We start from the raw sequence: 18,163 nt of genomic DNA, 5'->3' as shown, positions 1-18,163 counted from the left end.
GAAGGACTCGTAGGTGGTGCCGGGGTGAAACTGAATCACCCGGCCGCAGCCGTCATAGCGAGTCCGCAGGACCTCGTACGCCAGCCGTGTTTTCCCGGTGCCAGGCGGTCCTTCAACAACGACAAAACGCCGGTATCGAAGCAGATTGGCGATGCGTGTCTCATCCACGCCGGGAAGGAGGTGATCGAGCCACTGGTCGCGCAGGCGATGGGCATCCCGCGCGTGAGCAGCCTTAGTTTCGATGCCTCGCTCGTCGAAGAACAGGTCGCAAAGCGATGCAAGGCAGTCGCGAAGAGCAGCGCGACTGTCTGCGCGCTCCTCCGATCGGGGCGGCTCCAGAATGAGGTAGAGGAGTTGGCCGTACTCATCTAGGGCCCCTTGCCAGGCGCTCAGGCCCTTGCGAATCACATCCGGCAGCCTCAGGTCGGTGCGGGTCGGATCCTGTTTGGCCCAGGCGGTCCGAAAGACTCCTGTCGCACGCTGCCACTGGGCAATAGCCGCGCATTTGCGTGCATGGCCAGGCTTTCCAAGGATCAGGTCATCCGGGGCCATTCCATGGGTTCCGACCACCATACCGACAAGGCAAGGGGTCGGCTCTGATCCGTCATCGGCCTGATCGGGGGGAAAGAAGACCAGACTCATGCCACCGTAGGGTCCACTTGGCGGCTGGTCGGGCGCCACCAGCGCCGCAAATGGCGTCGCGCCAGCCTCGATGTGGCTGTTTACTCGTAGTTGAAAGCGGCGCTCCCCGTTGCTCCTGGACTCGATATCGGGGACCTTGACATAGCGCTCCCGAAACGCATCGCTGAATGCCCTGCGCACAGCGGCCTCCTGCCATCCCGAACGGCCGCTGTACACCAGGTCGACAAGCTGATCCATGGACTCTCCGTTGATGGAAACATCACCGGCTGGGCGGCCGAGCTCTCACCCCCCCGCCAGAAAACTGCGCACCCCCGAGGCGATGAACTGCACGCCCACGCACAGCAGCAGGAAACCCATCAGCCGGGTGAGCACCTCGATGCCGGCCGGCCCCAGGCGGGCCGACACCACCTGGGCGCTGCGCAGCACCAGCCAGATGATCAGCGCGGTGGCCAGCATCGCGCCCAGCGTGGCGCCGTAGGCCATCGCCTCGGCGAGCGCCGTCTTCTGCTCGCGGATCTCGGTGGAGATGCCGATCACCACCGCGATCGTGCCCGGGCCGGTGATGGTGGGCAGCGCCAGCGGAAAGAACGCGGGGTTGGCATGCGCGGCGCCCGCGCCGGCCGCGCCCGGCCCGTGGCCGAAGAGCATGCCGTGGCCCAGCAGCACCACGCAGATGCCGCCGGCCACCCGCAGCGCCGGCAGCGACACGCCGAACAGGTTGAGCACCACCCCGCCTGCGAACAGGCTGCCCACCAGGATGGCCAGCGCGTAGCCGCTGGTGCGCGCCGCGAGGCGGCGCTGCGCCTGCGGGCTCATGCCCGCCGACAGCGCCGTGAACACCGGCAGCGCCGAAGGCGGGTTGATGATGGTGATCATGCTGAAGAAGCCACCCAGGAAGAAGGTGGCCAGCAGCCGCAGGACCTCGGCCTCGCTCACGCGCCCTGCGGCAGCACGACCCGGGCGCGCGCGTTGACCGTCTCCATGTCGAGGCCGACGATCTTCTTGTAGCCAGCGGCGATCTCGACCAGCTCCTCGTGCGTGGCCACATCCTCCACCCGCGCGAAGCCATCGGGGGCGCGCTGCTCGAAGACATCCATCACATAGTCGGGGCCCTGCGCGCGGTTGGCCATCACGATGCGCGCGGTCTTGGGCAGGCGCTCGGCCTCGTAGCGCTGCAGCGCCGCGGGCAGCCCGGCCACGTCGGTGCCGGCGATCTGCTCGCTCAGCACGCGCGCGTCCAGGATGGACTGCGTGGCGCCGTTCGAGCCGATGGGGTACATCGGGTGCGCGGCATCGCCCAGCAGCGTGACGCGGTCGTGCGTCCAGCGCGGCAGCGGGTCGCGATCGACCATCGGGAACTCGAAGATCACCTGCGCGCCGCGAAACAGCGCCGGCACATCGAGCCAGTCCCAGACCCAGCGCTCGAACTGCGAGGCGAAGACCTCGAGCGCCACCTCGCGGTTCCAGTCCTGCTTGGGCGGGGCCTGGTCGCCGGGCACGCGCAGCTCGGCGATCCAGTTGATGAGCGACTCGCCGCGGTCGGCGTGGCGGCGCGAGATCGGGTAGGTGACCAGCTTCTGGTCGCGGTGGCCGGCCATCACCATGCTGGCGCCGGTGAGGAAGGGCTGGCCCACCGTGGTGGCGCGCCACAGCACGCAGCCCGAGAACTGCGGCGGGCCCTCGTGCGGGTAGAACTGGCGGCGCACCACCGAGTGGATGCCGTCGGCCGAGATGATGGCGTCGGCCTGCTCGGTGAACTCGCGGCCGGTGGCGCGCTCGCGCAGCCGCACGGTGCCCGCCGAGGGGTCGACCGACACCGCTTCGCAGCCGGCGCGCACCGCCTGCGCGCCCAGGCGCTCGACGGTGGCCTGCAGCAGCAGCATCTGCAGCTCGCCGCGGTGGATGGAGAACTGCGGCACCCGGTAGCCGGCGGCCATGCCGCGCGGCTCGGACCATACCTTCTGGCCGTGCCGGTTGAAGTAGCAGACCTCGCGGGTGCGGATGCCGGTGGCATCCAGCCTGGGCAGCAGCCCGAGCGCGGCCAGCTCCACCACCGCGCTGGGCTGCACATTGATGCCCACGCCCAGCGGCTTGACCTCGCTGGCCGATTCGTAAACCCGCGCGACGATGCCGCGCGCCTGTAGCATCAGCGCGAGCGCCAGCCCGCCAATGCCGCCGCCAATGATCACGATGTTCATGCCTGCAACGATAGCAAAGCTCGCCGCGGCCACGCGCCGCAAGGCCCTGCTGCTCGCGGCCCTGCTGGTTGCCGCCACGTCGGCCGCGGCGCCGGCACGCGCCACCGGCCCGGCCGCGGGCGGCAACCCGACCACCGCCAGCACCGCCGTCACCACCGCCAACCCTGCCGGCATCGACTGGGTGGCCATCGACGGCTGGCAGATCGCCCGCACCGAGACCACCATCGGCCAGTTCCGCCGTTTCGTCCGGGCCACCAGCCTGCTCACCCGCGCCGAGCGCGCCGGCGGCGGCGAGGTCTTCGAGGCCGGCTGGACGCGCAAGACCGGCTGGCACTGGGCCGCGCCCTTGGGCAGCCCGGCCGCCGACGACGAGCCGGCGGTGCATGTCGACTTCCACGAGGCGCAGGCCTTCTGCCGCTGGGCGGGGGGGCGCCTGCCCACCGACCGGGAATGGGTGCGTGCCGCCTACACCGAAACCCGGGCTGCGCCGCCGCCGCCGTTCGAACGCGGCCGCAGCTATCCCTTCCCCACCGGCGAGTCACCGGCCGCCGCGCAGTGCCTGGGTGATTGCCCCGGGGCGCAGGCACGGGCGGTACGCCATGGCGCCGCGCTGCTGCGCGGCCATGGCCACGCCCGGGCTGGTGCCACGGCCGCGGGCGTGAACGGTCTGCACGACATGGGCGCCAACGCCTGGGAGTGGGTGGATGAACCGATCGACGCCCAGGGCGATGCCGAGCGGCGCACCCGCGGCGGCTCCTGGTGGTACGGCGCCGCGCCGATGCGCGCCGAGCACATTCAGGGCAAGCCGGCCGGCACCACCGTGGTCTACATCGGCTTTCGCTGCGTCCGCGGCGGCTGATCCGCCGTCCAGCGGGCTGCGGGCGCCGGCCGGTTCGGTCGGCCTGCAGCGGGTGCCGTGGCGGCCGAAACCCGACGAACCCCCGTTGCAGGAGTTCGTCCGCCATGGCCGGCCCGCTTCAACCCGACCCGTCACGTGCCGCAGGCACGGTGCCACGCCTGCGTGGCGCGCTAGCCGCGCGTCTGCGCGCCCTGCTCGGCCGCCTGGCCGGCACACCCTCCCCGGTGCAGCCCACGCCCGTCGCCGAGCGGATCGGCGCCGAGCTCTACAGCCACTTTCCCGACGCGGTGCTGCTGCTGCGCGACGGGCGCATCATCGACCTGAACCCGGCAGCCGCCCGGCTCCTGGAACTGAGCTCGCCCGCCCAGGCGCTGGGCACGCCCCTGGGCGGCTGGCTGCTCAGCGACGAGCATGCCGATGACATCGCGCCGGCCGAACCGCCCTCCCCCGCCGCACTCGCCCGGCCGATGGCAGCCGGCGACGAGACCTGGGAGGCCCCGGCAGCCAATGACTCGGTCATGCCTGCCGAAGGCACGCCCGACGCCGCGCAGGCCGCGCTCGCCGGCACCCTGAGTGAGCGCCCGCGCGCCGTGCGGCTGCGCACCCGGCATGCCGACGGGCTGCTGGCCGAGCTGCGCCTGGTGCGGCTGGCCGACGGCCACCGCGCGCTGGCCATCCTGCGCGACGCCACGAGTTCGGCCGACGCCGCCGCGCTGTGGCGGCGGGCCACCCGGCGCGACCCGCTTACCGGCCTGCCCGACCGCGCGGCGCTGGAACGCCGACTCGACCTGGCCTTGCGCGAGGCCGCCCGCGACGGCCTCAGCGTGGCCGTGCTGTTCCTGGATCTCGACCGGTTCAAGGCGATCAACGACAACCTCGGCCACGACATCGGCGATCAGGTGCTGCTGGAGGCCTCGCGCCGGCTGGTGTCGGCCTGCCGGGCCGGCGAGGAACCGGCGCGCATCGGCGGCGATGAATTCGTGGTGGTGCTGCCCGGGATGAAGGATCCCGCCGAGGCGTCGGCGGTGGCGCGCAGGGTGCTGGCCGCGATGCAGCCCACGCTGCGAGTGGGTCACTTCGATCTGCTGGCCACCCCCTCGATCGGCATCGCCAGCTTCCCCGCCGATGGCGAGGACAGCGCCGCCTTGCTGCGACAGGCCCATGCTGCGATGTACCTGGCCAAGTCGGATGGCCGCAACACCTTCCGGCACGCCCGCCGGCGCACCGCCCCCCTGGGCTCGGAGGCGATCTCGCCCGGCTAGCCGGCTTGGGCCTAAGATGGCGGATTGCCCGATCGCACTTCGGAGACTCGCCCATGCCCTTCGCCCAGTCCGATGGCGTCCGCATCTACTGGCGGCTCGATGGCCGCCCCGACCGACCGCCGCTGGTCATGGTCAGTTCGCTGGGATCGGACCATGGCATGTGGAACCCGGTGCTCGCAGGGCTCGAGCGTGAATTCCATGTGCTGCGCCTCGACAAGCGCGGTCATGGCGCCTCCGATGTGCCCGATGGCGAGTACAGCCTCGCCCAGCTCGGCCGCGACGTGCTGGCCTGCGCCGACGCCGCGGGCTGGAAGCGCTTCCACTACGCCGGCCTGTCGATCGGCGGCATGATCGGCATGTGGCTGGCCCAGAACGCGCCCAGGCGCCTGGAGCGGCTGGTGCTCTCGAACACCGCCGCGCGAATCGTCCCCGGCACCTTCGACGAACGCATCCGCCTGGTGCTCGACAAGGGCATGGGCGCGGTGGCCGAGGGCGTGCTCGGGCGCTTCTTCACCCCGGCCTACGCCGCACGCCGCACGATCCACCACAGCACGGTGCGCAGCACCCTGCTGGCCATCGACCCGCGCGGCTATGCCGGCTGCTGCGCGGCCATCCGCGACATGGACATCGCCAGCGGCCTGCGCCGCATCAAGACGCCCACCCTGGTGATCTCCGGCCGCTTCGATCCCTCGACCCCGGCCGAGCGCGGGCGCGAGATTGCCGCGGCCATCCCTGGGGCAGGCCATCTCGAACTGCCCACCGCGCACTTCGGCCACTCCGAGCGCCCGCGCCGCTGGCTCGACGCAGTGGTGCCCTTCCTGAACGGCACGCCGGCCGCCTGAGGCCGACCCGCGCTCCGCTCCCACCCACGCTGCCCATCGCCCCGCGCTGATCCCGGAAGCCCCCGATGCTCGATCTCACCCCCCGCCAGGCCCACGAGCTGCTCGGCCAGCAGCCTGACGCGGTCTTCATCGACTGCCGCAGCGAGGCCGAGTATCTCTTCGTGGGCCACCCGGCCGGCGCAGTGCATGTGCCCTGGGCCGAAGCCCCCGACTGGGATATCAATCCCCATTTCGTGAGCGAGGTGCGCAAGCTGGTCAGTCACTCCATCGACCGGCCGGTGGTGATCATCTGCCGCAGCGGCAACCGCTCGGTGCATGCCGGTCAGGCCCTGGAGGCGGCCGGCTTCACCCGGGTGATCAATGTGCTGCACGGCTTCGAGGGCTCGATCAACGAGCGCCATCACCGCGGCGAGCTCAACGGGTGGCGCTTCGACGGTCTGCCCTGGGAGCAGCTCTAGCCGGCCGGCTTGAGCGACTTCCAGGTGGAGGTGGCATAGGCCACCAGCTCGCCCTGCGCGTCGACCAGTTCGGAGCACAGGTACGAGATGCTGCGGCCCTGGCGCAGGAAGCGGCCGGTGCACACCAGCGGCTCGATGCGCACCGCCTTCACGTACTGGGTCTTCATCTCGAGCGTGGTGCCCGGCCCGCTGACATGATTGAGCAGGTGGCCCATGGAGATGTCCATGATGGTGGCCACCACCCCGCCGTGCAGCGAGCCCTGCGGGTTGAACATGAAGTCGCGCGGGGTGAGGCTGACCCGGCAGCAGCCCTGCGGAAACTGGATGTCCATGCCGAAGAGCCGGGCCAGGAAGAAGCGGCCGAACTCCTGGGTGTGGTCCTGCAGCGCGCGCTCGAAGGCCTCGCGCGCGGCGGTCTCGTCGACCCGGCGTGGCGCGCTCATCGCTCGCTCCCGGCGGTGGACGACGCGATGAAGCGGTCGAGCAGCGCGGCCAGCTCGCGCGGGCAGTCGAGGTTGGGCGAGTGCCCCACGCCGTGCCAGACATGCAGGCCGGTGCCCGGCGGGTACATTGCCCAGCTGGCGAGCATGTCGGGCAGCGGGATCACCGCATCGCGGTCGCCGGCCACCAGCAGCACCGGCATGGGCAGCGTGCGCACCCGCTCGCCCAGCCGCAGCTGCAGCATCGAGCGCATGGAGCCGCGCAGGCGCCGTTCCGGGGCATGGCGGATGTCGGCCAGCAGCTGGCGGATCTGTTCAGGGTCATGGCCCTCGATGAGGCCGTCGAGCACCTCGTCTTCGCGGCCGCGCGCGAGCTGCGCCTGACGCGCCGCGGCTCGGGCATCGAGGAAGGCCTCGAGCGCCGGGCCGGCGAGCGGTGCGCCATTGGGGCTGGCGGGGTCGAGCAGCACCAGCGCCTCCAGGCGTTCAGGATGCTCGACCGCGTACTGTGCCACCGTGGCGCCGCCCATCGAGTGGCCCACCAGCGTGAAGCGCTCGATGCCCAGGCGGTCGACCAGCTCGTGCACATCGGCCGCGAAACGCTGCACGGTGAAATCGTCTTCGTTCGGCGGGGCGTCGGAGCGGCCGGCACCGCGGTTGTTGATCGCGATGCTGCGGTAGCGCCCGGCCGGCAGCGCCTGCTGGGTGGCGTGCCAGATGCGCCCCGACGACTGGTAGCCATGCACCAGCACCACGGTCTGCGGACCGCTGCCCTGCTCGAAGTATTCGAGCGAGACCGTCGAGAGCCGGATGAGCGCCATGACCGATCAGGCGGTGAGTGCCGACATGCGAGACAGGCGCTGAGCGATGATCGCCTCGGCCTCGCGCACGATGCGCGACACCAGCTCGGCGCAGGTGGGGATGTCATGGATCAGGCCCTGCACCATGCCGGCCGACCAGATGCCGTACTCGGGGTCGCCGGTCTCGTAGACGACCCGGCCGCGCTGGCCGGCCACGAGGTGCTTGAGGTCATCGATGGTGGCGCCGCCCTTGCGCTCGATGGAGACCACCTCGCGGCTCACCGCATTGCTGGCCACCCGCGAGGTGTTGCGCAGGGTGCGGAAGATCAGCTCGGTGGCGCGCTCGTCGTTGGCCACGATCTGTTCCTTGATGCGCTGGTGGATGGGGCTCTCCACGGTGCACATGAAGCGCGTGCCCATGTTGATGCCCTCGGCGCCCAGCGCCAGCGCCGCCACCAGGCCGCGCGCGTCGCCGAAGCCGCCCGAGGCGATCATCGGGATCTTCACCTGATCGGCAGCTGCGGGAATGAGGATCAGGCCCGGGGTGTCGTCCTCGCCGGGGTGGCCCGCGCACTCGAAGCCATCGATCGAGATGGCATCGGCGCCGATGCGCTCGGCCTTGAGGGCGTGCCGCACGGCGGTGCACTTGTGGATCACCTTCACACCGTACTTCTTGAGCTCGGTGATGTGCTCCTGCGGGTTGTTGCCGGCGGTCTCGACGATACGCACGCCCGACTCGACGATCGCCTGCCGGTACTCGGCATAGGGCGGCGGCTTGAGCGCGGGCAGGATGGTGAGGTTCACGCCGAAGGGCTTGTCGGTCATCTCGCGGCAGCGGGCGATCTCGCGCCGCAGGTCCTCGGGCGTGGGCTGCGTGAGCGCGGTGATGAAGCCCAGCGCGCCGGCGTTGGCCACCGCAGCCACCAGCTCCGCGCGGCCCACCCACTGCATGCCGCCCTGAACGATGGGGTGTTCAATGCCGAACATCTCGGTGAATCGGGTCTTCAACACGGCAGCCTCCGGGCAATGGGAATGGGGGATGGGAGTGAGGGCGGCGGGCGGTCCTGGATGACCCTGCTCGCGCCACGGTGCCCGGCGAGCCTACCCGATGCGTCGGCGCGCTTCCGGGCGGGGGTATGATTTCCGGATGCGCGCCTTCCGACGCCCGGGGTGGTCTCTGCTGCTGGCCTGCTGCCTGCTGATGCAGGCGGTGTCGGCGGCTGCGGCCATGGCCTGCGGGCCGCAGCATGAGCCGGTCGCGTCCTTGTCGATGCCGCCCTGCCATGAGGCCGCGGCCAGCGACAGCATCGACAGCACCGACACGCCCGTGTCCCAAACCTGCAGCGCCTGCGCAGCCTGTCTGCTCGGCAGCGCCCTGCCGGTGCGCGTGGCCATGCCGCAGGCGCCGTCCGCGTCGCTGAACGCCACGCCGGCCAGCGCGGTGCCCGCGCTGAGCTTCCTCGCCGACGGGCCCGAGCGCCCACCCCGACGCGCGCCGCTGGCGCGCTGAGCCGCCTCGGCACCGCGAGCGCGTCGCCGCGCGCGCAACCGCGGCCGCAAGACGCGCACGCCGCGCAACCCGAACGCCACCGGGCGCCCGTCCGCGCCTCGGTGGGCCGTTACCCACCCCCTGCGACCGGCACCGCCTGCACACCGCCGGCCGCGGGCCATCCGAGGTACGACCATGCCCTGCCTGCCTGATCGCCCGCGCCGCACGCGGATCGCGACGACGGCCCTGTCCGCCTTGACGGCATTGACCGCACTCGCCGCGGCGAGCGCCCTGCCCGCCCACGCGGCCGGCGCCGCAGGTGCGACCGATCCCCTCGACCCCGGCGCCAGGGTGCCGCCGCTGCGCCATCAGTCACCGTTTGCCGGCTATCGCCCGCTGCCCGAGACGGCCGTCGGCTCCTGGAAAGATGCCAACGAGGCGGTCGCCCGCGCCGGCGGCTGGCGCGCCTATGCCCGCGAGGGCCGCCCCGCGCCGGGCGGTGCCGGGGCAGGGCACAGCCACGCTGCGCCCGGCGCAAGCCCGCCGCTGGCGCCCGCCGCGTCACCAGGCGCCAGCGGCGCAGGGGTGCGGCCATGACCCGCCGGCGTTCTGGTCTCATCGCACTCGCCCTGCCCCTGCTGCTCGCCGGCTGCGCCAGCGTGAGCCCCGACCCCGGCTTCGGGGAGGTGCAGGCCGCCGCCCGCGCCCACCTCGGACGCGAACTCGCCTGGACCCAGGATGCGGCCGGGCGCGCCGCGCTGCGCGCGCAGGTGAGCGCACTGCTGTCGCGCCCCCTGTCGGTGGACGATGCGGTGCAGGTGGCGCTGCTCAACAACCGCGGTCTGCAGGCCGCCTTCCAGGAGCTCGGCATCGCGCATGCCGAACTGCTGCGGGCCAGCCGGCCGGCCAACCCGCATGTTTCGCTGCTCAACGCCAGCCGCCTGCACGACGGCGTGCGCGAATTCAAGATCGAGCAGGCCTTTCTGGTGAATCTGGTGTCGGCCTTCACGCTGCCGCAGGCCGTGGCGATCGAGGAGCGGCGGCTCGCACAGGCCCGGCAGGCCGCCATCCTGACCGTGCTGCAACTGGCCGCCGATACCCGCAAGGCCTGGTATCAGGCGGTGGCCGCCGAGGAGATCCTGGGCTACCGCAAGCAGGTGAGCGAGGCCGCCGCCGTGGGCGCCGAGCTGGCCGCGCGCATGGCCCGCGCCGGCAACTGGAGCGCGCTCGACCAGGCCCGCGAGCACCGCTTCTCGGCCGAGGCTGCGCTGGGCGAAGCCAGGGCGCAGCTCGAGCGACGCCAGGCCCGAGAGCGGCTGATCCGCCTGCTCGGCCTGTGGGGCGACGACATCGGCTTCGCGCTGCCGCAGCGCCTGCCCGCGCTGCCGGCCGAGCCGGCCGACCGGCCCGAGCTCGAACAGCTCGCGATGGGCCGGCGCATCGACCTGATGATGGCGCGACTGGAGATCGAGGCGCAGGCCCGGCAGCTCGGCCTGACCCGCAGCTCGCGCTTCATCAATGTGCTCGAGCTCGGCCCGGCCCGCGTGCTGGAGGGCGAGCGCAACGCCGGCTACAAGCGTGGCGTGGAGGTCTCCTTCGAGCTGCCGCTGTTCGACCAGGGCGGCGCGCGGCTGGCGCGGGCGCAGGCCATCCACCAGCAGGCGCTCGAGCGCGCCGCGCAGGCGGCGATCGAGGCCCGCTCGCAGGTACGCGAGGCCTACGACGCGCTGCGCACCCGCTGGGACATCGCCCGCCACCACCGCGACGAGCTGCTGCCGATCAGCCGGCGCATCGCCGACGAGAACCTGCTGCGCTACAACGGCATGTTCATCGGCGTGTTCGAACTGCTGGCCGATGCGCGCGCGCAGGTGGCCTCGGTGATGGAGGCGATCGAGGCCAATCGCGACTTCTGGCTCGCCCAGTCCGATCTCGACATGGCCCTGCTCGGGCCGGCCGGCAAGGGGAATCCATGATGAATCCGCGTCGACAGTTCTTTCGTGGCGCCGCCGCGCTCGGTGCCGCGGTGGGCGCCACCGTGGGCGCCGCCACCGTGCCGCGCTCGGCCCTGGCCCGCCTGCCCGAGGCGGTGAGCCGCAGCGGGCCCGAGACCGCGCCGCCGGCCACCCCGGCGGCCGGCCTGGGCTACACCCCGGTGGTCACGCTCAACGGCTGGACCCTGCCCTGGCGGATGAACGCCGGCGTGAAGGAGTTCCACCTGGTGGCCGAGCCGGTGGTGCGCGAGATGGCACCCGGCTTCAGCACGCACCTCTGGGGCTACAACGGCCAGTCGCCCGGACCGACCATCGAGGTGGTGGAGGGTGACCGGGTGCGCATCTTCGTGACCAACCGCCTGCCCGAGCACACCAGCATCCACTGGCACGGCCAGCGGCTGCCCAACGGCATGGATGGCGTGTCGGGCCTCACGCAGCCGGCGATCGAGCCGGGTCGCACCATGGTCTACGAGTTCACGGCGCGGCGACCCGGCACCTTCATGTACCACCCGCATGCCGACGAGATGGTGCAGATGGCCATGGGCATGATGGGCTTCTGGGTGACGCATCCGCGCGGCCGCCATCCGCTGATCGCGCCGGTGGACCGCGACTTCTGCTTCCTGCTGGCGGCGTATGACATCGAGCCGGGCAGCCGCACGCCGCGGGTCATGACCATGAGCGAGTTCAACCTCTGGACCTGGAACAGCCGCATCTACCCGGGCATCGATCCGCTGGTGGTGCGCAAGGGCGACCGGGTGCGCATCCGGGTGGGCAATCTCACCATGACCAACCACCCCATCCACCTGCACGGCCACGAGTTCGAGGTGACCGGCACCGACGGCGGCCCGGTGCCGCTGACAGCGCGCTGGCCCGAGGTGACCACCGATGTGGCGGTGGGGCAGATGCGGCAGATCGAGTTCATCGCCGACGAGGAGGGCGACTGGGCCTTCCACTGCCACAAGAGCCATCACACCATGAATGCGATGGGCCACTCGGTGCCCACGCTGATCGGCGTGGACCACACCGGGCTGGCCGCCCGCATCCGCGCGCTGGTGCCCGACTACATGGTGATGGGCGAGCGGGGCATGGCCGACATGGGCGAGATGACCATGCCCCTGCCGGAGAACACCGCGCCGATGATGGCCGGACAGGGCCCCTTCGGCGCGATCGCCATGGGCGGCATGTTCTCGGTGATCAAGGTGCGCGCCGACCAGCCGCCCGGCGATTACCGCGACCCGGGCTGGTATCGCCACCCGCCCGGCAGCGTGGCCCGGGAGTGGTCCGGCGATGCCGGCGGCAACGCGCCCGCCGCGTCCTCGCCGGGCGAACCGACCCGGGCCCCGGCGGGGCAGGCCACCCCGGGCACCGCCCGTGTCCGCAAACCCTCGGGCGGTCACACCCACTGAACCGGAGCATTGCCATGAGCGTTTCCCGCAGACTCGTCGCGTCTCGCGTCGCCCTCGTCACCGCGCTCGCGAGCCTCGCGCCCCTGACGGCCGGGGCGGCCACCGGCACCCCAGGCGCGGCATCCACCGACGCGCAGGTCCCGCTGACTGCGGCGGAAGTCCGGCGGGTCGACCGGGCCAACGCCCGTATCACCCTGCGCCACGAGGACATGCGGCATCTCGACATGCCCCCGATGACCATGGTCTTCGCCGTGGCCGACCCGGCGATGCTCGAGGGCCTGAGCCCGGGCATGGCGGTACGGGTGCGGGTGGAGCGCCGCGAGGGCGGACTGGTGGTGACACGGATCGAGCCGGTGCGGCCCTGAGGCCGCAACGAACCCGAGCCTCAGCCCAGGCGCAAGGGCTGAGGGGCGTCGGCCGGCAGGCAGGCCTGCCAGCGGGCGCGCAAGGCGGGCTCGTCCAGCAGGGCGCCCGGCGCGAGCCGGCACTCCACCCGCGAGGCTGCCCGGCCATCGGCCGGCAACCAGTCGGGATCGGCAGCGGCATCGAACCCGTACCACTCGCGTGCGGTGCGCAACTCGGCCCGCAGGCCAGCCACCCCGGGCAGCCCGGCCACCGCTCGCAGGGCCTGCTCGATGGCGCGACGCTCGAAGACCTCCGTGGCCGGCCACACCCAGCCCAGACGCGGGCTTGGCGCGGTGAACCAGCGCCATCGGTGCGCATCGCGGGCGCAGGCCAGGGCCTCGACCAGCCGGGTCCAGTCGGGCAGGGCGGTGTCGATCGAGTCCGCAGCGTCGCCCAGCAGCAGATCGGTGGCGCGCGGCGCGGCCAGACCGGATGCGGGCCAGGCCACCACCGCGATCGGGCCGAGCACCGCCGACAGCGGCCCGGCGCGCAGGGCGTCGATCACCGCGGCGGGATCGGCCGTGTCGGCAAGCCGGATCAGCAGCCGGTGCCAGGGGCCCTGCCGCAGCAGCCGCGCGAGCAGCAGCGAGAAGGGCGCAGCCGCCACGCAGCAGGCGCAGCCCCCGGCGAAGCCGGCCACCCGCAGCGCGGTGTTCTCGGGCAAGGCCGGGCGAGGGATGCGGGCGTCATCGAGCACGACCGCCCAGCGCTCGTCGGCGGGACGCTCATGGCACCAGCGGGCCAGGGCCTGATCGGGCCGCTCGCCGACACCGGCCAGCAGCAGCACGGCGGTGGGCGCGGCCCCCGCAGGCGGCAGGGGACCGAGCAGCGCTCGGCCGGACGGGAACGCGGTCATGCCGTCGACGAGCGTGCCGACGCCGGCGATCAGTCGTGCAGCCGGCGGGCGCGTGGTTCGATGAGCTGCATGCGTCGCAGCATGTCGAGCGCATCGGACAGGCTGCGGTAGCGGGACACGCCGCGGCGCAGCTCGGCCACCGAGACCCGGCCATCGATCAGGGTGAGCAGCATGCGCAGGCGGCGCGGCAGCGGCGAGCAGCGATCGATCAGCTCGAGCCGACCGCGCGAGGTGCGCACGAACACGTCATCCTCGCGCACCGGCACGAAGGACGCGCGGGCGCCGAAGCGGCGCAGCAGCAGATCGACGGAGGCTTCGGTGGAGGACGGTTCGGACATGGCGTCAAGCCCGGCGGGGTACCAGACGCCAAGAGTAGCCGACGAACGGCCCCCGTGGCGTGAACTGGATCACCGCCGGGGACCGATCAGCCGCCGCTCCCGTACAGGAAGTTGGGCAGCCAGAGGGTCATGCCCGGGAAGGCGTACATCAGCGCCATGCACACGATGACGATGAACATGTACGGCATCATGCCCGCGAAGATCTGGTTGAGCGTGACATGGGGCGGGGCCACGCCCTTCAGGTAGAAGGCCGACATCGCCACCGGCGGCGACAGGAAGGCCGCCTGCAGGTTCACCGCCACCAGCGTGCCGAACAGCACCGGATCGATCTGGAAGTGCGCGAGCATGGGCAGGAAGATCGGCACGAAGATGACGATGATCTCGGTCCACTCCAGCGGCCAGCCGAGCAGGAAGATGATCGCCTGCGAGAGCATCAGGAACTGCAGCGGGGACAGGTCCAGGGCCAGGATCCAGCGCTCGATCAGCTCCTGCCCGCCGTGCAGCGCGAACACCGCCGAGAACAGCGCCGAGCCCACGAACAGCCAGCACACCATGGCGGTGGTCTTGGCGGTGAGGTAGACCGCCTCGCGGGTCTTGGCGAAGGTGAGCTGCCCGGAGCGCCATGCAAGCAGGAAGGCGCCGGCCGCGCCCACAGCCGCCGACTCGGTGGCGGTGGTGATGCCGAACAGGATCACCACCAGCACCAGCCCGGTGAGCAGGGCCAGCGGCATCACCGATTCGAACAGCAGGCGCTGCACCTCGAGCAGCTGCGCCGAGAACTGGCGGTAGTACCAGATCAGACCCACCGCCGAGAGGACGGCCAGACCCCAGAACCAGGCACCGAAGGACTCGGGCACATTCGAGCCGGCTGGCGCGGCGTCTGCCGCGGGCGGCAGCGTGAGGGGCGCGGGGCCGCTGGCCGGCGCCGAGGCGTCAGGCGCGCTGCCAGGAGGCTCGGCCAGACCCGAGGGCGCAGGCGCGGCGCCCGGCGGTTCGGCCAGGCCCGGCGCAGCGGCGCCCGGCGGCTCCGACAGGCCCGACGGTGCGGAACCCGACCCGGGCGGCTCGGCCAGACCGGGTGCAGCGCCCGGCGGTTCGGCCAGCCCGGGCGCGGCCGCAACCTGCGCGGCGGGCGCCGCGCCTGCCCCGGGCGGCTCGGCCAGACCCGGGGCGGTGGGCGACGGCGGCTCGGCCACGCCGGCCGCACGCGGTTCGGCCACGCCGGCCGCCGACACGGCGCTCACCGGCTCGGGCTGGTTGGGCGAGACGCCGTTGTGGATGACCACATACCACCAGGCCAGCGCGAAGGTGGACACCACCATCAGCAGCGGCCCCAGGCCCACGGCGAGCGCGCCGAGCAGGCGCCGGGTGGACGGCGCGTCTTCGCCCATGGCCGCACGCAGGCGCCCGGGCGAGACCAGGCCGCGCAACACCGCCACCAGCGCATTGCCGCCGTGCAGCGCGGTGAGTCGCGCCAGCCAGGGCGGCACGTCGACCTGCAGCTCGGACTCCGGCAGCCTTGGCGCGACCTTGGGATCGATCACCGCCCAGCCGACGATGTAGACGAAGTACAGGAAGGCGAGGAAGAAGCCCGGCACCATGGCCGCGGCATAGAGCTTGACCACCGATTGGCCGGCCACGGCCGCGTACACGATGATCATCACCGAGGGCGGGATGAGGATGCCCAGGGTGCCACCGGCCGCGATCACGCCCGAGGCCAGCCGCACGTCATAGCCGGCCTTGAGCATGGGGCGCATGGCAATCACGCCCATGAGCACCACCACCGCGCCGACGATGCCGCTGGCAATGCCCCAGAAGGTGCACACCACCAGCGTGGCCACCGCCAGCGAGGCGGGCAGACGCCGGAACGAGAGCTGCACCGCGTGGAACATGCGGTCGACCAGCGCCGCGCGCTCGATCACATAGCCCATCAGCACGAACAGCGGGATCGACAGCAGGGTGTCGTTGGTCATGCCGCCATAGGTGCGCTGGACCATCAGGTCGAACACCTTGTTGGCGAGCATGGCCTGGTCGGCATCGAAATAGGCGATGAAGCCGAACACCATGCCCAGGCCCATCAGCGTGAAGGCCGTGGGAAAGCCCATCATGATCGCGGCCACGATCAGGCCGAGCATCAGCAGGCCGAGGTATCCGCTGGTCATTTCAGGCCTCCTGCGCGCTGGTGGGCCGCCTGGTCGATGTCACCGACATTGGCGATGGCGGCGCGGCGCGCCTCCTCGTCCACATAGGCCGACTGCTCGAGCTGGGTCTTGACGATGTCGATCTCGGCGACATCATTGAGCCGTTGCGGCCACTCGCCGGTGCGCAGGCAGACCACGCAGCGCACGATCTCGGCCAGACCCTGCAGCAGCACCAGTGCGCCGGCCACCGGGATCACGGTCTTGAAGGGCGCCAGCGGCGGCCCGTTGGCGGTGATGCTGGAGCGCTCGTTGATCGACCAGCTGTAGGAGGCGAAGTCCATGCCCGCGAACACCAGCGCGCCGATGCCGGGCAGGAAGAAGAGCAGGTATAGGATCAGGTCGAGCAGCGCCTGGGTGCGCGGCTTCATCGAGCCGTAGAGAAAATCGCCGCGGACATGGCCGTTCTGGGCCAGGGTGTAGGCGCCGCAGAGCATGAACAGCGCCCCGTACATCATGGTGCTGAGCTCGAAGCCCCACTGGCTGGGGCGATTCAGCACATAGCGCGCGAACACATCGCCGCAGACCAGCAGCATCAGCGCGATCAGCAGCCACGCCGCCAGCTTGCCGATCGCCGTGGTGAAGCGGTCGATGAGAAACAGAAAACCCTGGGTACCCAAGACGGACTCCGGCCAGGTCAACGGAAAGCACGCGCGGGCCCGTCAAGGAGACGGACCCGCGCGCGATGAGGTCCGCGGCGCGCGTGGGCGCCGCGCGGCCGCGCACCCGACGCCCGCCGGGCGCCAGGCCGCGCGGCGGACATCAGGCCTTCTTGGCCGCGAAGAAGTGGTTGTAGGCCATGCGGTAGTCGACATTGGTGTCGTTCTGCCAGCGCACGGCGCGCGCGGCGAACGAACGCTGCGACTCGAGCACCTTCTTGAACATCGGGTTCTCGGCCGACTTGGCGGCGGTGACCTCATCCCAGGCCTTGAGCTGCGCACGCAGCACGGAGTCAGGGGTCTTGTAGAACTTCACGCCCTGCTTCTGCTGCATCTCGAAGTAGTCCTTGGAGTAACGATCGATCGCCTTCCAGGACATCTCGGCCGACGAGGCCTCGACCGCGTGCTCGATGATCGACTTCACTTCCTTGGGCAGCGCGTCGTACTTCTTCTTGTTGAAGAGGATCTCGAAGTTCTCGGAGCACTGGTGGAAGCTCTGCAGCATGCAGACCTTGGCCACATCGGGGAAGCCGAGGATGCGGTCGGAGGTGGCGTTGTTGAACTCGGCCGCGTCGAGCAGGCCGCGGTCCATCGCCGGCACGATCTCGCCGCCGGGCAGCGCGTTCACGGCGGCGCCGAGCTTGGTGAAGATGTCGATCGACAGGCCCACCGTGCGGTACTTCAGACCCTTGATGTCCTCGGGCTTGGCAATCGGCTTCTTGAACCAGCCCAGCGGCTGGGTGGGCATGGGGCCGTACACGAACGACTGCACGTCCATGTTCAGGCTCTTGTAGATCTCCTCGAGCATCTGCTTGCCGCCACCGAACTGGTGCCAGGCAAGCACCATGTTCGGGTCCATGCCGAAGGCCGGGCCCGAGCCCCACAGGGCCATGGCGGAGTTCTTGCCGTACCAGTAGGCGAGCACGCCATGACCGCCGTCGAGCGTGCCCTTGCTGACCGCGTCGAGCAGGTCGAAGGCCTTGACCACCGCGCCTGCGGGCAGCACCTCGATCTTGACCTTGCCGCCGGCCATGTCGTTGACCCGGGCGGCGAAGTCGTTGGCGTACTCCGAGAAGATGTCCTTCTGCGGCCAGGTGCTCTGGAAGCGCAGCGAGATGGTCTGCGCCGTGGCGATCATGGGGAAACCCAGCGAAGCCGCGCCGGCGGTGGCGGCGGTGGCGCCGGCAATGAAGCGGCGGCGGCTGGCGGGGGTGGCGGCGGTATCGGACATGGGCGTTCGTCTCCTGAGGGCGAGCATTTTCAGCGGATCGCCATGCTAGGAGCCGCCCGCCCGGATTGTCACGCGTCACTCGCCTAGGG

19 protein-coding genes and 1 pseudogene are annotated in these 18,163 nt (G+C 71.4%); 9 read left to right on the top strand and 11 right to left on the bottom strand.

Annotation, left to right across the window (positions count from 1 at the left end):
• The 3 genes and pseudogenes from AC2H6A_RS03925 to AC2H6A_RS03915 all read right to left on the bottom strand — a co-directional run.
• Positions 1-879, bottom strand: a pseudogene (locus AC2H6A_RS03925) (hypothetical protein); the annotation flags it as partial.
• Positions 880-924: 45 nt separating this feature from the next.
• On the bottom strand, positions 925-1,578 hold the full coding sequence (locus tag AC2H6A_RS03920; RefSeq protein WP_484271827.1) for a MarC family NAAT transporter: 654 nt from the start codon (positions 1,576-1,578) through the stop codon (positions 925-927).
• Positions 1,575-2,840 (bottom strand): flavin-dependent oxidoreductase, encoded by a 1,266-nt coding sequence (locus tag AC2H6A_RS03915; RefSeq protein WP_484271826.1) that lies wholly within the window; start codon positions 2,838-2,840, stop codon positions 1,575-1,577. The genes AC2H6A_RS03920 and AC2H6A_RS03915 overlap by 4 nt, the downstream gene beginning before the upstream one ends.
• Between AC2H6A_RS03915 and AC2H6A_RS03910 the strand changes: the two genes are divergently transcribed.
• The 4 genes from AC2H6A_RS03910 to AC2H6A_RS03895 all read left to right on the top strand — a co-directional run bounded on the left by AC2H6A_RS03910 (position 2,833) and on the right by AC2H6A_RS03895 (position 6,261).
• Entirely contained in the window at positions 2,833-3,699 is an 867-nt protein-coding gene (locus tag AC2H6A_RS03910; protein WP_484271825.1) for a formylglycine-generating enzyme family protein, read from the top strand. The two genes, AC2H6A_RS03915 and AC2H6A_RS03910, sit on opposite strands and share 8 nt — an antisense overlap.
• A 104-nt stretch (positions 3,700-3,803) precedes the next feature.
• Positions 3,804-4,961 (top strand): diguanylate cyclase domain-containing protein, encoded by a 1,158-nt coding sequence (locus AC2H6A_RS03905; RefSeq protein ID WP_484271824.1) that lies wholly within the window; start codon positions 3,804-3,806, stop codon positions 4,959-4,961.
• A 53-nt stretch (positions 4,962-5,014) separates the two neighbouring features.
• Positions 5,015-5,803 (top strand): 3-oxoadipate enol-lactonase, encoded by a 789-nt coding sequence (gene pcaD / locus AC2H6A_RS03900; protein WP_484271823.1) that lies wholly within the window; start codon positions 5,015-5,017, stop codon positions 5,801-5,803.
• Between the two features lie 65 nt (positions 5,804-5,868).
• Positions 5,869-6,261, top strand: coding sequence for a rhodanese-like domain-containing protein (locus AC2H6A_RS03895; protein ID WP_484271822.1), 393 nt, complete (start codon positions 5,869-5,871; stop codon positions 6,259-6,261).
• Here AC2H6A_RS03895 and AC2H6A_RS03890 read toward each other — a convergent pair.
• The 3 genes from AC2H6A_RS03890 to AC2H6A_RS03880 are packed head-to-tail and all read right to left on the bottom strand — an operon-like array spanning position 6,258 to position 8,542.
• Entirely contained in the window at positions 6,258-6,704 is a 447-nt protein-coding gene (locus AC2H6A_RS03890; protein WP_484271821.1) for a PaaI family thioesterase, read from the bottom strand. The two genes, AC2H6A_RS03895 and AC2H6A_RS03890, sit on opposite strands and share 4 nt — an antisense overlap.
• Positions 6,701-7,522, bottom strand: coding sequence for an alpha/beta fold hydrolase (locus AC2H6A_RS03885; protein ID WP_484271820.1), 822 nt, complete (start codon positions 7,520-7,522; stop codon positions 6,701-6,703). Before AC2H6A_RS03885 ends, AC2H6A_RS03890 begins: the two co-directional genes overlap by 4 nt.
• A 6-nt stretch (positions 7,523-7,528) precedes the next feature.
• A complete protein-coding gene (locus AC2H6A_RS03880) occupies positions 7,529-8,542 on the bottom strand; it encodes an NAD(P)H-dependent flavin oxidoreductase (RefSeq protein WP_484271829.1) in 1,014 nt (337 codons plus the stop codon).
• 106 nt (positions 8,543-8,648) lie between these two features.
• Here AC2H6A_RS03880 and AC2H6A_RS03875 point away from each other — a divergent pair, with 106 nt between their 5' ends.
• From AC2H6A_RS03875 to AC2H6A_RS03855, 5 genes are all read left to right on the top strand, one after another.
• The gene (locus tag AC2H6A_RS03875) at positions 8,649-9,011 is read left to right on the top strand and encodes a hypothetical protein (protein ID WP_484271819.1); all 363 of its coding nucleotides are present in this window, start codon (positions 8,649-8,651) and stop codon (positions 9,009-9,011) included.
• 243 nt (positions 9,012-9,254) lie between these two features.
• Positions 9,255-9,587, top strand: coding sequence for a hypothetical protein (locus tag AC2H6A_RS03870; protein WP_484271818.1), 333 nt, complete (start codon positions 9,255-9,257; stop codon positions 9,585-9,587).
• Positions 9,584-10,963 (top strand): TolC family protein, encoded by a 1,380-nt coding sequence (locus AC2H6A_RS03865; RefSeq protein WP_484271817.1) that lies wholly within the window; start codon positions 9,584-9,586, stop codon positions 10,961-10,963. The genes AC2H6A_RS03870 and AC2H6A_RS03865 overlap by 4 nt, the downstream gene beginning before the upstream one ends.
• Complete coding sequence (locus AC2H6A_RS03860; RefSeq protein ID WP_484271816.1) at positions 10,963-12,387, top strand: multicopper oxidase family protein; 1,425 nt, start codon at positions 10,963-10,965, stop codon at positions 12,385-12,387. The genes AC2H6A_RS03865 and AC2H6A_RS03860 overlap by 1 nt, the downstream gene beginning before the upstream one ends.
• A 14-nt stretch (positions 12,388-12,401) precedes the next feature.
• Positions 12,402-12,752, top strand: a complete 351-nt coding sequence (locus AC2H6A_RS03855; protein ID WP_484271815.1) for a copper-binding protein — start codon at positions 12,402-12,404, stop codon at positions 12,750-12,752.
• 20 nt (positions 12,753-12,772) lie between these two features.
• On the opposite strand, the gene AC2H6A_RS03850 is transcribed toward AC2H6A_RS03855, so the two are convergent.
• The 5 genes from AC2H6A_RS03850 to AC2H6A_RS03830 form a co-directional block, all read right to left on the bottom strand.
• On the bottom strand, positions 12,773-13,648 hold the full coding sequence (locus AC2H6A_RS03850; RefSeq protein ID WP_484271814.1) for a GTP-binding protein: 876 nt from the start codon (positions 13,646-13,648) through the stop codon (positions 12,773-12,775).
• Positions 13,649-13,677: 29 nt separating this feature from the next.
• On the bottom strand, positions 13,678-13,986 hold the full coding sequence (locus tag AC2H6A_RS03845) for a hypothetical protein (RefSeq protein ID WP_484271813.1): 309 nt from the start codon (positions 13,984-13,986) through the stop codon (positions 13,678-13,680).
• 86 nt (positions 13,987-14,072) lie between these two features.
• The gene (locus tag AC2H6A_RS03840) at positions 14,073-16,148 is read right to left on the bottom strand and encodes a TRAP transporter large permease (protein WP_484271812.1); all 2,076 of its coding nucleotides are present in this window, start codon (positions 16,146-16,148) and stop codon (positions 14,073-14,075) included.
• A complete protein-coding gene (locus AC2H6A_RS03835) occupies positions 16,145-16,804 on the bottom strand; it encodes a TRAP transporter small permease subunit (RefSeq protein WP_484271811.1) in 660 nt (219 codons plus the stop codon). Before AC2H6A_RS03835 ends, AC2H6A_RS03840 begins: the two co-directional genes overlap by 4 nt.
• A gap of 142 nt (positions 16,805-16,946) precedes the next feature.
• Entirely contained in the window at positions 16,947-18,074 is a 1,128-nt protein-coding gene (locus tag AC2H6A_RS03830; protein ID WP_484271810.1) for a TRAP transporter substrate-binding protein, read from the bottom strand.
• Between the last annotated feature and the right edge of the window lie 89 nt (positions 18,075-18,163).

It is taken from the genome of Quisquiliibacterium sp. (assembly GCF_982640115.1).
The sequence above is the reverse complement of the archived record's forward strand: the minus strand, read 5'-3'. Positions and strand labels throughout refer to the sequence as shown.

Coding starts and splice junctions, on each gene's coding strand:
- AC2H6A_RS03910 (WP_484271825.1), top strand. CDS start 2,833: ATGTTCATGCCTGCAACGATAGCAAAGCTCGCCGCGGCCACGCGCCGC.
- AC2H6A_RS03915 (WP_484271826.1), bottom strand. CDS start 2,840: ATGAACATCGTGATCATTGGCGGCGGCATTGGCGGGCTGGCGCTCGCG.
- AC2H6A_RS03905 (WP_484271824.1), top strand. CDS start 3,804: ATGGCCGGCCCGCTTCAACCCGACCCGTCACGTGCCGCAGGCACGGTG.
- pcaD (WP_484271823.1), top strand. CDS start 5,015: ATGCCCTTCGCCCAGTCCGATGGCGTCCGCATCTACTGGCGGCTCGAT.
- AC2H6A_RS03895 (WP_484271822.1), top strand. CDS start 5,869: ATGCTCGATCTCACCCCCCGCCAGGCCCACGAGCTGCTCGGCCAGCAG.
- AC2H6A_RS03890 (WP_484271821.1), bottom strand. CDS start 6,704: ATGAGCGCGCCACGCCGGGTCGACGAGACCGCCGCGCGCGAGGCCTTC.
- AC2H6A_RS03885 (WP_484271820.1), bottom strand. CDS start 7,522: ATGGCGCTCATCCGGCTCTCGACGGTCTCGCTCGAATACTTCGAGCAG.
- AC2H6A_RS03875 (WP_484271819.1), top strand. CDS start 8,649: ATGCGCGCCTTCCGACGCCCGGGGTGGTCTCTGCTGCTGGCCTGCTGC.
- AC2H6A_RS03865 (WP_484271817.1), top strand. CDS start 9,584: ATGACCCGCCGGCGTTCTGGTCTCATCGCACTCGCCCTGCCCCTGCTG.
- AC2H6A_RS03860 (WP_484271816.1), top strand. CDS start 10,963: ATGAATCCGCGTCGACAGTTCTTTCGTGGCGCCGCCGCGCTCGGTGCC.
- AC2H6A_RS03855 (WP_484271815.1), top strand. CDS start 12,402: ATGAGCGTTTCCCGCAGACTCGTCGCGTCTCGCGTCGCCCTCGTCACC.
- AC2H6A_RS03850 (WP_484271814.1), bottom strand. CDS start 13,648: ATGACCGCGTTCCCGTCCGGCCGAGCGCTGCTCGGTCCCCTGCCGCCT.
- AC2H6A_RS03845 (WP_484271813.1), bottom strand. CDS start 13,986: ATGTCCGAACCGTCCTCCACCGAAGCCTCCGTCGATCTGCTGCTGCGC.
- AC2H6A_RS03840 (WP_484271812.1), bottom strand. CDS start 16,148: ATGACCAGCGGATACCTCGGCCTGCTGATGCTCGGCCTGATCGTGGCC.
- AC2H6A_RS03830 (WP_484271810.1), bottom strand. CDS start 18,074: ATGTCCGATACCGCCGCCACCCCCGCCAGCCGCCGCCGCTTCATTGCC.